The sequence below is a fragment of the Paramesorhizobium endophyticum genome (genome assembly GCF_014640615.1).
Lineage (GTDB): Bacteria > Pseudomonadota > Alphaproteobacteria > Rhizobiales > Rhizobiaceae > Paramesorhizobium > Paramesorhizobium endophyticum.
The window spans coordinates 1-12,504 of sequence record NZ_BMHH01000017.1 but is presented as its reverse complement, the minus strand read 5'-3'; the positions used below and the strand labels follow the sequence as shown (position 1 = coordinate 12,504).

Below are 12,504 nucleotides of genomic sequence, written 5' to 3'. Positions count from 1 at the left end.
AGGTCGGTGACGGCAGGAGCCGTCGATTACTGGCCAGTCGATCCCAAGCCGTGGATTGAAAGGAATGAGCGCGTTGCTCCCAAGGCAGGGGGCGAATAATGGCGCGCCGGATCGAAACTCAAAGCGCTGCTTTTGTCGCACTGCCATGGAAGCGGTTCGCCGCGCTCAGTGCGGTTTCAGCCCTGCTTGGCGGCTGTGCCAGCTTCACCCCGGATGGCGGCATGGGCCCTGTCACCGGGTATGTCGGCACGGTGATCCGCAAGGACACGGCCAAGATCACATCGCTCGCCGATGCCGCCGCTATTCAGGCCAAAGTCAAGTCCCTGCTTGCCAAGCCCTTGACCGCTGACAGCGCCGTGCAACTGGCGCTGCTCAACAATCGCGGCCTTCAGGCGGAATATAATGCGCTGGGAATTTCCGAAGCGGCCTTCGTGGAAGCGAGCCTGCCGCCAAGCCCGGTCATCGGCGTGGAGCGGCTGGCAACTGGCGGCTCGCTGGAGATCGAGCGCCGGCTGGTCGGCGATATCCTGGCGATCCTCACCTTGCCAAAGCGCAGCGACATCGCCAGGACGCAGTTCGAGGCGGCGCAGCAAAAGGCAATCGAAGCCACCTTCCGCACCGCGGCCCAAACGCGCCGCGCCTACTACAACGCAGTCGCCGCCCGCCAGACCGCCTCGCTCCTCGAACAGGCGCGTGTCTCCGCCGATGCCGATGCCGCCGCCGATCTGACCCGCAAGCTTGGCGAGACGGGGTGCTGCGAACAAGCTTGACCAGGCGCGGGCCGGCGCCTTTTACGCAGAAGTGTCGAATGAGCTTGCTCAGGCACGGTTGAAGGAGGGGACAGAGCGCGAGGCGCTGACACGGATGATGGGCCTTTGGGGCGCCGATCTCGACTACAAGCTGCCCGGACAGCTTCCAAGGTTGCCCCGCATCCCGACGCAAAGCCAGGTCGAGACCGATGCGGTGCGCAAGCGCGTCGATCTGATTGCGGCAAGGCTGGAGCTGGATGCAACGGCGAAATCCCTCGGGCTCACCAATGCGACACGCTCTGGCGCGGCAACATTGAGCGAGAAACGGCAGATGGCGTGCGGGAGAAGTCCTCGCCGCAAGGCTTCGAACTGGAAATCCAAATTCCGGTTTTCGATCTGGGCCAGGTCAGCGTCAATCGCGCGCGCGAAACCTACATGCAGGCCGTTAATCGCCTGCTGGAGAAGGCGGTCAATGTCCGCTCCGAGGCGCGTTCCGCCTATCTGACCTATCGCGGCAGCTACGATATCGCCCGGCAATACCAGACCAGCATCCTGCCGCTGCGCCGGACGATCAATGAGCAGGCCAGCTCGAATATAACGGCATGCTGATCGACGTGTTCGAGCTTCTCACCACGGCGCGCGAAAGCATCGCCAGCAATGTCGCGGCCATCGATGCCAGCTGCGACTTCTTCATCGCAGAAGTCGATTTCGAGACCGCGATCATCGGCGGCGGTGGTTCCGCCAGCGAGGCTGGCGAGAGTCCTGTGGTTGCCCAGAGCGGCGGGCATTGAAAATGGAAAGGACCGTATCATGACAGTTTCTCGCCGGAATTTCCTGGGTGCAGCGGCGTTGATCAGTGCGGGCGCGGTTTCCGGCCGCGTCCAGGCGGCTTCGATTCCCGAGGCTGCCACCATGAGAGAGCCCACCATGCAGCCGCCCCTCGTTCCGACAACGGGGCCGGATTATCAGCCGGTCGTCACGCTGAATGGCTGGACATTGCCCTGGCGGATGAATGGCGACTGGAAGGAGTTTCATCTTGTCGCCGAACCGGTGGTTCGCGAGATGGCGCCGGGCATGGTCGCGCATCTGTGGGGCTATAACGGCCAATCGCCGGGCCCCACGCTCGAGGCGGTGGAGGGCGACAAGGTGCGCATTTTCGTCACCAACAAGCTGCCGGAGCACACCACTGTCCACTGGCACGGTCAACTGCTGCCCAACGGCATGGACGGCGTCGGCGGCTTGACGCAGCCGCATATCAAGCCGGGCCAGACCTTCGTCTATGAGTTCCGGCTGCAGAAGAGCGGCACCTTCATGTACCATCCGCATGCCGACGAGATGCCGAACCCATCGGGTCCCAAACCCTGATCGAGGATCTGAACCGCATTGGCGCATGGATCGAGCAGAATGCGCCGTCCGAGTTCTCTCCGATCTTTCGGCCGCCGGCGTCGATGGAGGACATCATACAGGCAGAACGGCGGATCGGCGTAGACTTCCACCCCCATTTGCGGGACCGCCAGAAACGCACCGACGCTTGTGGACGCATTCAGCTTGATGCCAGTCGACGACATCGTTTCCGCATATGAATTCCTGTCCGAGCAGTTTCCTGAAGGCAGAAATATCGAAAACCCCGATCATGCGCCAATCGATGCCGATCCGGGCATTCGGCCGACCTGGTGGTGGCCCGGCTGGATTCCGTTCATGGAAAACGGGGGAGGGGACTATCTGTGCATCGACATGGATCCGGCGCCCGGCGGAACCTTGGGCCAGGTTGTTGCCTATTACCACGATGAGACTTTCCGTATCCGAAGAGCCGGCAATATCGGGCATTTGTTCGCCCGCATTGCTGACGGACTGGAATCGGGAACCTATATCCTCAATCTCGACAGTCACATGATCGTTGAGAGATACTGAGGAGCGGGAGCTGCCACGCCTCCGCGTCGAGCCTTTCAGGGAGGGGTTCACAGATCACGCAGTAGGGGCTCAATGCCTTCGGCAAAACGGATGCCCAGATAATCTTGCAGGACCGTCCTGATCCCGGAATATCCCTGCGCTGTCATGGCCTCCAGCTTTTCCTCCAGCCGTGCCACTCCATGTCGGACTGTACTTAATTGGGGTCTTCCTCACTTTGTGTGGAGATCAGCCGATTTAATTGGCATCATCCGCGCTCTGAGTCCACCGTGCGTCACGGTGTGATCGGGGGCAACCGAATTGAGCCTCCAGGTAAGGGTCACGGCGGTTCCGATAGCGCTGGTGCCCGGGGTCATGGTCGTATTGACGGCATAGCCGGTCGTGGCCACAAAGGGGTCCATGAGCAGCTCTTGGTTGTTGTTGTCGAACGTAACACCCACGGCTGACCAAACCAGCTTGTATACGGCTCCTCCCGTCAGCACCGTAAGATTTGTCAGTGTTGCCAGTAGGGGCGCCTCTTTCGAGCCGGCCTTGGTGCCCGAGGGGGAAGTAACGGCTAAAGTCATGGTAATCTCCTCGATTATAAAATGGATTTAAGAGTTGAATGAAATTTTCTCTTGCCGGGTCGCACGGCAATGCAGTGCACCGGTGATCAGTAATTCTGTTGCAGGATGTACGTCTTGATTATCATGGCAATGGGAGCGCCTCCGTGCAATGAGCTGGACGAACACGTATATGCCGTGACGTTAGCGGAAAAGGATATATCGCTCAAGCTGTACTTTATATTTGTACCCGTTTTGGGTGAGTTGGAGGGGCGACGCGCGCCGACTGCCATCAATAGGTATCTTGACATGGTCCTGAGTATAATAAGTGTATAATTTCAGCCTGAAAGGAAAGATCAAGAATTATAATACAAATAACTTCCAATTTAATATTCTTATAGTATTTTACATATATCCGTAACTATAATTCAACGTGTATGTCACGCTCCATGGATTCCGCCGGTTCTGCAGAGTACGCCGATACAAAGGTTTCGCTACGAGAGGGTGATGATGAAAAGGCATTGCCTGGACCCCGCCGCCGCTCCAGCCCGCGTTTTTGCCCGCGTGCGGCCAGATGTGAATGGGCCGGGCCTTTCGTGCATCCTTCGCGGGGCTTCCTTGCTTTTGGCGGTGCTCACCTCAGCCCCGGCACTCGCCGCACAGGCGACTGGCGTTCAGCCGATACCCCCTGTCGCCGGCGGTCAGACGCCATGCACGGTCACCAGCAACTATTGTTATCTGGCGGATGGTGAGGGGAATGGGTGGGAATCCGCCGCGGGCCAGGACGTGCAGCTCAACACGCAGAATGCCGGCTATTTTCGCATACGCAACGGCGCGACGCTGCATCTGCAAGGGCCGACGTCGCTGGAACTGACCACCACCACCGCCGGCCGTTACATGTTTCAGGCGAACGGGACGGGGGCGACGAGCGGGGTGGGCAGCCAAATCACCATAGATGGCGACCTGACCCTGCTCGACAAAGGCACCGGTACCGTCACGGGGTCCGGCTTCCTGGCGCAGTCAGGCGGCATCATTACCGTCAATGGTACGACGGCGTATACCACCAGCGGCAATGCCATAGGTACCGTGGCTGTCGCCGATTCGGGCGGCGCTGTCGTGTTCAATGAGGCTGTCAATAGCGGCGCGACGTTCGTCATCCCATTGGCTTTGGCACGCGATGGGGGAGAGGTCACCTTCAATCAAGGCGGGACGATCCGGGGTGACATACAAACCAACGGCACTCTTATCCAAGTGGCGACGTCCACGAGCAGCACTGCGGGCGGCAAAATCACCATCAAGGACATGGATATCGACGTAACCAACAGGGTTGCGGGCGCCACCATGATGTCGCTTATCACCCTGAATGGCGGCGGCGAGGTCGATCTGATGAATACCACCGCAAAAATGCAAGCTATCGCGGCCAATTTTTCCGGGATATATTCGATTATAGAGGCAACTAGAGCTATCCTCCCCACCACGGTCAAACTCGACAACAACAGCTCGATCGAGATGGCATCGCCGGGCCCCGTGATACGTCAGGTGGGTGGCTCTCTTACGGTCGATCTGACCAATGGCTCTTCCCTGACCCCCTCCGGTGGGAGCATCATTGCGAACCTCGCCGGTAATCTGGCCACGATCGAGGAACCGACTGACCTCCTCCTTACCAACAATTTCGAAGCGCTGTTTACGCTGAACGCGACGGATTCGACGCTGACCGGCAATGTGCTGGTGGCCGCTAGCGCCAGGGGTAACGGCAACAGCGCGACGTTGACGGTTGACGGCGCATCGACATGGACCGGAGGCATCGCCATCGAGGCGGATGGGACGGGAGACGTCACGCTTGGGGGTAGTGCGGCCTGGACCGGAAACATGACCGCGACGGCCGGGGCGAAGGGAGGAAGCGTCACTCTGGAAGACACAGCGGTCTGGACGGGTTCGATCACCGCGCCCTCGGGCGTCGACGTCACGCTGAACGGCGGCACCTGGGCGGTCAACGCCGCGCCGACCGGGCTCGACAAGCTGACTTTCAATGGGGGCGTATTGCAGGCGGGGGTGACCGGCCTCGACCTCACAAACACTATTGCCCTCACCGTCGGTACGGGCGGCGGCACGGTCGATACGAACGGACAGGACGTGACGATCTCCACTGCCCTGACCGGGGCGGGCGCGCTCACCAAGATCGGCGCCGGCACGCTGACCCTCTCCAATGCGGGCAACAGCGGGAGCTTTGCCGGCGCGCTGGTTATCAATGGCGGCACGGTGTCCGTCGACTCGGCAAGCAATCTTGGCACGGGCGGCTTGACGTTCGGGACAGCCGGGGGCCTCAACGGCACGCTGGACATTGCGAACGCCGCGGTGCTCCCGGGCACAGTCACGTTCAACGCCGCCGGCACCATCAACAGCAATGCCGCCCTGACGATCGGCTCGCTCGCGGGGGCGGGCGCGTTCACCAAGAGCGGCACCGGCGACCTGACCCTGACCGGCGACAACGCCGCCTATGACGGCGCGCTCACCATGCAGGACGGCGATCTCTATGTCAGCGGAGCCGGAACGCTCGGGAGCGACAAGAGCACAGTTTCTCTCCAGCCGAACAAGACGCTGACCTTCGATCTCTCTGGTCCTTATGCTTATTTTGGCGCGATCAGCGGCGGCGGCAATGTCACGAAGAACGGCAGTGATGCCGTTACGCTGGCCGGCGCGAGCGATTACACGGGGGCAACGACCGTAAACGACGGCACATTGGTGATTGACAAGACAGGCACCGTCAACGGAACATCCGCCACAACGCTCAATAGCGGTCTGCTTCAGGTGAACGGCGCGCTGACCTCCGCCAACGTGACGGCGACAGGAGCAGGTTCCACGCTGGCAGGCAGCGGGACGATCAACGGCAATGTCTCTGTTGTGAACGGCGCGACGCTCCACTCCTATGACGACAATCTCGACGGGATAAATACGCTTACCATCAACGGCAACCTCACCGTCGATGCAAACAGCGTCCTGAAATATGAGTATGGCCTTGGGATCGATCCCAATGCCGATCCGGAGATTCTGGGCATAGATGTCTCGGCGGGGCATGTCGATTTGAACGGCACGGTGAACGTCACCAATAATTCGGGTGTTCCCTTCGGCCCGTTCGCGTTCACGCTTGTCAACTACGGCACCAAGTCAGGCGCGCTCCAGGTAGGGAACATCCCGCCGGGTATGGTCATCGAACAGGATGCCGTCGCGAACAAGATCGTTCTCATTGAGCAAGCGATCGTAAACGAGCGCGACTGGTGGAATCCGAACAAAACCGCGCAGATCACCGGCGGCAGGGGTACCTGGACTATGAACGGCGCCACCGACGAAAGCTGGGTGGACATCGGTCGCACCGGGCAGGGCAATTATCAATCCGATGTCATCGCCCACTTTGCCGGCACCGGAGACGAGGTAACCGTAGACCCGGCAGGCGTTACCACCCCCGGCATGCAGTTCCTCTCAACTGACTACAGGCTCAGCGGCGGCGACATCACGCTCGACAATTCTGCAGGTGTCGACGGTACGACACCCAATGTGTCGCTCATCGCTGTCGGCGACGGTAGCGGCGCATCCAGGAACCATGTCGTCACCATCAATTCCGTACTTAAAGGGACCGATACGCTGCAGAAGGAGGATGTCGGCACGCTGGTGCTGACCGCTGACAACCAATATAGCGGCGGCACCATTATCGACGACGGCACAATCCAGATCAGCAGTAACAACAATCTGGGCAGGACCCAAACCGGCGACTACACCACATCCGTGACGTTCCAGGGTGCCGGCGGGCGCCCCGCGGTGCTTCGGAACACCGCGGAGATTACCACATCGCGGCAGATGAATCTCGAAGGCGTCAATGGCGACAAAACCGCCGGCGGCACCTTCCAGACCGACAAGCGCATGACGCTTGACGGCCAGGTTACCGGTACCGGCGCCCTCATCAAAACCGGTACGGACACGCTGGTTCTGACCAACTCCACCAACAATTATTCCGGAGACACGATCATCAATCAGGGCACCGTCTCGGTGGGCGCGGACCAGTATCTCGGCAATGGGAGTGGTCTGACCTTCAATGGCGGCACGCTGGAGAATACCGCAGCGTTCGAAAGCAGCCGCGAGATCACGGTGCTCGCCAATGGCGGTACTTTCCAAACCGATTACGATCTCACGCTCCACGGCGAGATCACTGGTCTCCCGGCCACCCCGTTGCCCACGCCGGGCCCGCTTACCAAGACGGGACCGGGCAAGCTGACGCTCACCGCCGATAGCGACTATGACGGGACCTTCACGGTGGCGGATGGCGAACTTTCCCTGGGCGATGGCGGCACGACAGGGCGTCTCGGCGATGGCGAAATCAATCTTGCGAGCAAGGGCAGCGATGCGAGCACGGGCAGCACGCTTACATTCAACCATTCGGGCCAGATGACATCCGAAAACACCATTACGGGTCTCGGCAAAGTCCAGCAGATCGGCTCGGGCACAACGATTTTGACGCGCAACAATAGCTATAGCGGCGGAACGCAAATAACGAAGGGCACGCTGCAGCTTGACGCAAACGGAACGCTCGGCACCGGCGCGGTTCAAAACGACGGCGCCTTGATATTCAACAATCCAGGCACAACGACCGTCGCCAATGTTATTTCCGGCAACGGCACGCTGGAGCGTAAAGGTACCGGCACGACCGTGCTTACGGGCAACAACGACCAGTTCTCGGGCAACACGACGATCGATGACGGCGGTACGCTGCAGCTCGGCAATGGCGGCACATCGGGCAATATAGGCGGAAGCAATGTCGACCTCGCTGGAAAAAACAGCACGCTCGTTTTCGACCGGTCAGGCCAGCTTGCCTTCACCGGCAACATTACTGGCGAGGGCAATGTCGGCCAGAACGGCGATGGCATCACCGTGCTCTCCGGCGTCAACGACTATGCCGGGACGACGACGGTGTCGCACGGCACGCTGCAGGCGGGGAAAGCAGGGGCGTTCAGTTCCGCCTCCAACTTCAGTGTCGCGTCGGACGGCACGCTCGATGCAAACAATTTCTTCGAAACCATCGCCTCCCTTTCCAATGCCGGCAAGGTGAGGATTTCCGGCGACGACGCCAGCACCACTTTCGGCAATACGTTGACCGTGAAAGGCGATTACACCGGGCAGGGTGGCACGGTTTATCTCAAGACCCAGCTCGACGATGACAATTCCAAGACCGACCGGTTGGTCGTTGATGGCAGCACCTCGGGCAATTCGACGCTGGCGGTGACGAATATAGGAGGCAAAGGCGCACAGACCCACGAGGGCATCAAGGTCGTTCAGGTCGGCGGCGCTTCGAATGGTGTCTTCACGCTCCAGGGCGATTATCTTACCGCGGGAGATCAGACGAAGGTCGGCGGCGCTTATGCCTATCGCCTCTACAAGGGTAGTGCCGGTATTACCGGCAACGCCGCGATTAGCGAAGGCGATTGGTATCTGCGCTCGATAGTCACTAACCCGCCCTGCGATAATTGCAACCCACCTCCACAATTCCAGGCCGGCGTGCCGGTCTACGAAGCGTACTCTCAGGTCCTGCAGGAACTGAACGCGGTCGGGACGCTCCGCCAGCGCGTCGGCAACCGCTACTGGAGCGGCGCGGCCAATCCGGTGATCGCGCAGGGCGACGCTGAGGGGACGATGGTTTCCGCGAAGGAAGCGGGCGCGGACATCAACACCAATAGTTATGTCTGGGGCCGCGTCGAGGGCGCGCATGGGCGCTTCGAGCCGAAATATTCCACCAGCGCCACACGCTATAATGTCAATACCTATGGCCTTGAGACGGGAATCGACGGCAAGCTCTACGAAACGGCTGGCGGCAGCGTGATCGGCGGCATCACCGCGCATTATGGTTATGCGAAGGCCAATATGGGCTCCGTGCATGGCCAGGGCGGTGTCGATGCCAATGGCTATGGTTTCGGCGGCACGCTCACCTGGTATGGTGATGACGGAGCGTATGCCGACGCGGTGGCGCAGACCACCTGGTATAGCAACGATCTCACATCCGACACGGCGCGCCGCTCGCTCGCCAGCGAGATCGACGGCTTCGGCTATGCATTGGGACTCGAGGCAGGCAAGCGGATTTCCGTCACACCGGAATGGACGCTCACCCCGCAGGCGCAATTGGCATGGTCGTCTGTCAAGTTCGACGGTTTCCGGGACACATTCGGCTCTCATGTGCGCCACGACGAGACCGACAGCCTGAAAGGCCGCCTTGGGATTTCCGCGGACTACGGCCAGGCCTGGCGCGATAATCAAGGCCGGCTGACGCAGGCCAATCTCTACGCCATCGCCAACCTCTCCTACGAATTCCAGAAGGCAAGCAAGATCGTGGTGGCGGATGTGGTCTTCGCTACGCAGAACGACCGCTACTGGGGCGGCATCGGGGGGGGCGGCACCTATAGCTGGGCGGATGGAAAATATGCCCTCTATGGCGAGCTCGCCGTCGACACCAGCCTGGAACACTTCGCCGACAGCTACAGGCTCAGCGGCAATCTCGGGCTTAAGGTGAAATGGTGATCGACTGCATGACCAGGGCACTGAGGAAGAGAATAAAATGCATCATATCCAGCATTTGAATTCTGTTCGATAACAATGGTTGAATGGGCAGTTCAGGGAGTCGGCGCGACGAGCGCGGAAATCGACTATCCGAGAAGACAGAATCTAGCGGCATTACGCTTGTGCAGGTCGCAACTCCGACTTGCCGGCGAAAGGGGGAGCAAAGCATCTCATTCCTTTCTGCATATTTATGTTCTGTTCCAATAAGCATATGCGACAGAAGGCAGGTAATCGAACACAGTGCGCAGTGATATCTTCTTTCAACTCGACGCCCCGTGACGGGCGCGGAGAGCAGCAAGGAAGGGAGAGTCAAATGAAGAGCACGATCGCGCATTCACCCAGCTTCATCGGGGGGCTCCGACAACTGGCCGCGTCAGGCATCGCTGGCTTGATCGCGCTTGGAGCCGTTCTGGGTCCGGTGTCTCCTGCTGCCGTCTGGGGTAACCCGCACTCCCAGTTCGAGGTAGTGCTGGACAGCAGCCTGCCTGCCGACACTCCTGATCTGAGGATTCCGGAGGAGTTGCAAGATCCCGAGGACAGTAGCCGGGTCAATGCTGCGCGCTCATATAACGGACCGTACAAGACCTTGAAGACCATCATCGCGCCTCCGGCCTAGTCGGGCAGATGGGGCCTGGGTCGTGCGCTGAATGTAGGGGAGCGCTTTCAGGCCGTCGGTTACATCAATCGGACAGATGATGGCCTGTTCCGGTCGTGTTCTGGTACGGCGATGACAAAAACGCGAGCATGAAGCCGCGCGCGGTCTAGTTAAATCGTCGACCGTGAAGAATATCAGTTTTATGCTGCGGCCAGTTTTGTGCCGCTGAGCAGCGCAACCATCCACAGCCACAACAAGCTCTTCAGCCATTTGATGAGGAGGGAGAAGTTATATCCGGCGGCGGCGAGGATGGCATTGATGGCGTCGCCTTGCTTGCCGGCCAGATAGTTGCGGTCCATGCGGTGTTCGGCTTTGAGATGGCCGATGACCGGCTCGACGGCGGAGCGTCGCCGCATCTGGCGCTTGATGGCCGGGGTGACATTGCGCTTCTGACCGGCGGTGAAGACCCGGAGCTTGTGGCTATCCGGCGCATTGTGGCCGCGATAGCCGGCATCGGCGAGGATGCGCCCGATCTCATTGCCGATGGCCGTCTCCATGTCGGGAATGATGGCTGCCAGCGTATGGCCGTCATAGGGATTGCCCGGCAGCGCCGCCTCCTCCGAAGCTTGGATGTTCATCTCATCCATCAGGCGCATGACACGAAGAATTGCAAAGCTGCAATTTTGAGTCAGGCTCTAAAAGGTCATTGCATCGTCAGAAGCAACACCAACGAAATGACCGCCCCGTTCCATAATTACTAATATGCCGCAAATGTAATGTTATACCATAGCCGCCCTGCTCTGTGTTGGTTTATAAAACGTTAACTCGTTCAGCAGCGTATCCCCTGCCCGACTTGCGGAAGTTTTCGACGCGGCAATCTCAACCGTGTGCCTCGCAATAGCCATGCATCAAAAAGTCAACCCTTTGTTTCTCCTCACAAATGAGGAGAGACGCCGGGGTTTTTTTAACCCCAAACTAACCAGAAGAAACTAATTTAGAGGGGGAGTGAATATGCCTTTTTCAAATCTTCCTTCACGAAAACAGCAATCGATGCTGGTTATGTTGTCGCCGAAGAGCTGATCTATTCCGGCATGATCGCCGCCATCGTGGCTGTCACCGGCGGCGCCGCCACGGCAATCGGCATTGGGCTTCGCCTTGCGATTTCCATCGGTCGCGATCGGCGCGGCTCGTTGCCCGGACAGGCTCCAACGTCATTCGGGCTGCTGGGCGTCAGGCTGCCGATACCATATTCGATATCCGGATCACCAAGGTCGAGCCGGCTCCGCTGCCGGGCCAGGGCCAGGCGGGGCATCTCGTCCACCGCCATCAGGTTGACGTTGAAAAGGATTTGACGCCCGGCGAGGCAAAAGCTTTTGGCGATGGCGGCCTCGGCTCAACCCGCCCGGATGCCGACGCCCCCGAGCAGGGACCCAGCGGAGGCGCGGCCAGCAAGGCTGAGCAGGAACGCGAGCGCGGCCGGGCGCGCAATGAAAGAGGGCACGGCGGGCGAGAAATATTACAACGAAAAACATGGCGGGCGGTCGCTACAAAACGCCTCCGGCCATGGCATCGACAACATCCACGATACAACAGCGCCACATCCACGACCTGGAACTGCGGCAGGCCAGCTACGAGGCAAGCCTTGCCGAGCGGCGTTATGCGGCATGCGATCCCGACAACCGCCTCATTGCCGCGCAGCTTGAGAAGAACTGGGAAACGGCGCTCCGCCGTGTGCGGGATCTGGAAGGGCGCAAGCCTGCCGAAAGGCCTTCGACCATCGAGGTCGACCCAGCCACGTTCGCGAACTTAGCTGACAATCTGCAGTCGGCCTGGGATTCGCCGGATGTGACCATGCGCGCGCGCCAACAACTGCTGCGTACGCTCATCGCCGACATTGTCGTTGATGTCGACGATGCGGTGCGTGACGTGGTGCTGACGATCCATTGGAAGGGTGGTCAGCATTCAGAGCTCAGGGTCCCTAAACCTCAGAGTGGCGAACACGGATGCGCCACCGCAGAGGATGCTCTGGCGGTGATGCGGAGCATGGTGGACTTGCTTCGGAAAAGTGGAGAGGTTTTCTTGAGTTGAAAGGAAACCGGAATGCCGAAGCAGA

8 protein-coding genes and 3 pseudogenes are annotated in these 12,504 nt (G+C 59.8%); 8 read left to right on the top strand and 3 right to left on the bottom strand.

Going from position 1 to position 12,504, the window contains the following annotated elements; genetic code table 11:
- The first annotated feature begins 98 nt into the window (after positions 1–98).
- From IEX53_RS24295 to IEX53_RS17570, 5 genes and pseudogenes are all read left to right on the top strand, one after another.
- On the top strand, positions 99–770 hold the full coding sequence (locus tag IEX53_RS24295; protein ID WP_308429156.1) for a TolC family protein: 672 nt from the start codon (positions 99–101) through the stop codon (positions 768–770).
- A 315-nt stretch (positions 771–1,085) separates the two neighbouring features.
- Positions 1,086–1,358, top strand: a complete 273-nt coding sequence (locus IEX53_RS24290; protein ID WP_308429155.1) for a TolC family protein — start codon at positions 1,086–1,088, stop codon at positions 1,356–1,358.
- Complete coding sequence (locus IEX53_RS24285) at positions 1,352–1,540, top strand: hypothetical protein (RefSeq protein ID WP_308429154.1); 189 nt, start codon at positions 1,352–1,354, stop codon at positions 1,538–1,540. The genes IEX53_RS24290 and IEX53_RS24285 overlap by 7 nt, the downstream gene beginning before the upstream one ends.
- A 19-nt stretch (positions 1,541–1,559) precedes the next feature.
- Positions 1,560–2,087, top strand: a pseudogene (locus IEX53_RS17575) (multicopper oxidase domain-containing protein); the annotation flags it as partial.
- A 210-nt stretch (positions 2,088–2,297) separates the two neighbouring features.
- Positions 2,298–2,660, top strand: a complete 363-nt coding sequence (locus IEX53_RS17570) for an SMI1/KNR4 family protein (protein WP_188825493.1) — start codon at positions 2,298–2,300, stop codon at positions 2,658–2,660.
- Positions 2,661–2,869: 209 nt separating this feature from the next.
- Here IEX53_RS17570 and IEX53_RS17565 read toward each other — a convergent pair whose 3' ends face one another.
- A complete protein-coding gene (locus IEX53_RS17565) occupies positions 2,870–3,223 on the bottom strand; it encodes a hypothetical protein (protein WP_188825492.1) in 354 nt (117 codons plus the stop codon).
- Between the two features lie 483 nt (positions 3,224–3,706).
- Here IEX53_RS17565 and IEX53_RS17560 point away from each other — a divergent pair, with 483 nt between their 5' ends.
- Together IEX53_RS17560 and IEX53_RS17555 are read left to right on the top strand one after the other, a co-directional pair.
- Positions 3,707–9,757: an autotransporter outer membrane beta-barrel domain-containing protein gene (locus IEX53_RS17560; RefSeq protein WP_188825491.1), complete on the top strand. Its 6,051-nt coding sequence runs from the start codon at positions 3,707–3,709 to the stop codon at positions 9,755–9,757.
- Positions 9,758–10,109: 352 nt separating this feature from the next.
- Positions 10,110–10,412 carry a hypothetical protein gene (locus IEX53_RS17555; protein ID WP_236016252.1) on the top strand — a complete coding sequence of 101 codons (303 nt, stop codon included), beginning with the start codon at positions 10,110–10,112 and terminating at the stop codon, positions 10,410–10,412.
- A 179-nt stretch (positions 10,413–10,591) separates the two neighbouring features.
- Here the strand turns inward: IEX53_RS17555 and IEX53_RS17550 are convergent.
- Together IEX53_RS17550 and IEX53_RS17545 are read right to left on the bottom strand one after the other, a co-directional pair.
- A pseudogene (locus tag IEX53_RS17550) lies at positions 10,592–11,002 on the bottom strand (transposase); the annotation flags it as partial.
- A gap of 470 nt (positions 11,003–11,472) precedes the next feature.
- On the bottom strand, positions 11,473–11,703 hold the full coding sequence (locus IEX53_RS17545) for a hypothetical protein (protein WP_188825490.1): 231 nt from the start codon (positions 11,701–11,703) through the stop codon (positions 11,473–11,475).
- Between the two features lie 278 nt (positions 11,704–11,981).
- Between IEX53_RS17545 and IEX53_RS17540 the strand changes: the two are divergent.
- A pseudogene (locus IEX53_RS17540) lies at positions 11,982–12,479 on the top strand (recombinase family protein); the annotation flags it as partial.
- Between the last annotated feature and the right edge of the window lie 25 nt (positions 12,480–12,504).

What these genes read in the sequence shown, in the direction of transcription:
- IEX53_RS24295 (WP_308429156.1), top strand. Translation starts at nt 99, where the DNA reads ATGGCGCGCCGGATCGAAACTCAAAGCGCTGCTTTTGTCGCACTGCCA.
- IEX53_RS24285 (WP_308429154.1), top strand. Translation starts at nt 1,352, where the DNA reads ATGCTGATCGACGTGTTCGAGCTTCTCACCACGGCGCGCGAAAGCATC.
- IEX53_RS17565 (WP_188825492.1), bottom strand. Translation starts at nt 3,223, where the DNA reads ATGACTTTAGCCGTTACTTCCCCCTCGGGCACCAAGGCCGGCTCGAAA.
- IEX53_RS17560 (WP_188825491.1), top strand. Translation starts at nt 3,707, where the DNA reads ATGATGAAAAGGCATTGCCTGGACCCCGCCGCCGCTCCAGCCCGCGTT.
- IEX53_RS17555 (WP_236016252.1), top strand. Translation starts at nt 10,110, where the DNA reads ATGAAGAGCACGATCGCGCATTCACCCAGCTTCATCGGGGGGCTCCGA.
- IEX53_RS17545 (WP_188825490.1), bottom strand. Translation starts at nt 11,703, where the DNA reads ATGCCCCGCCTGGCCCTGGCCCGGCAGCGGAGCCGGCTCGACCTTGGT.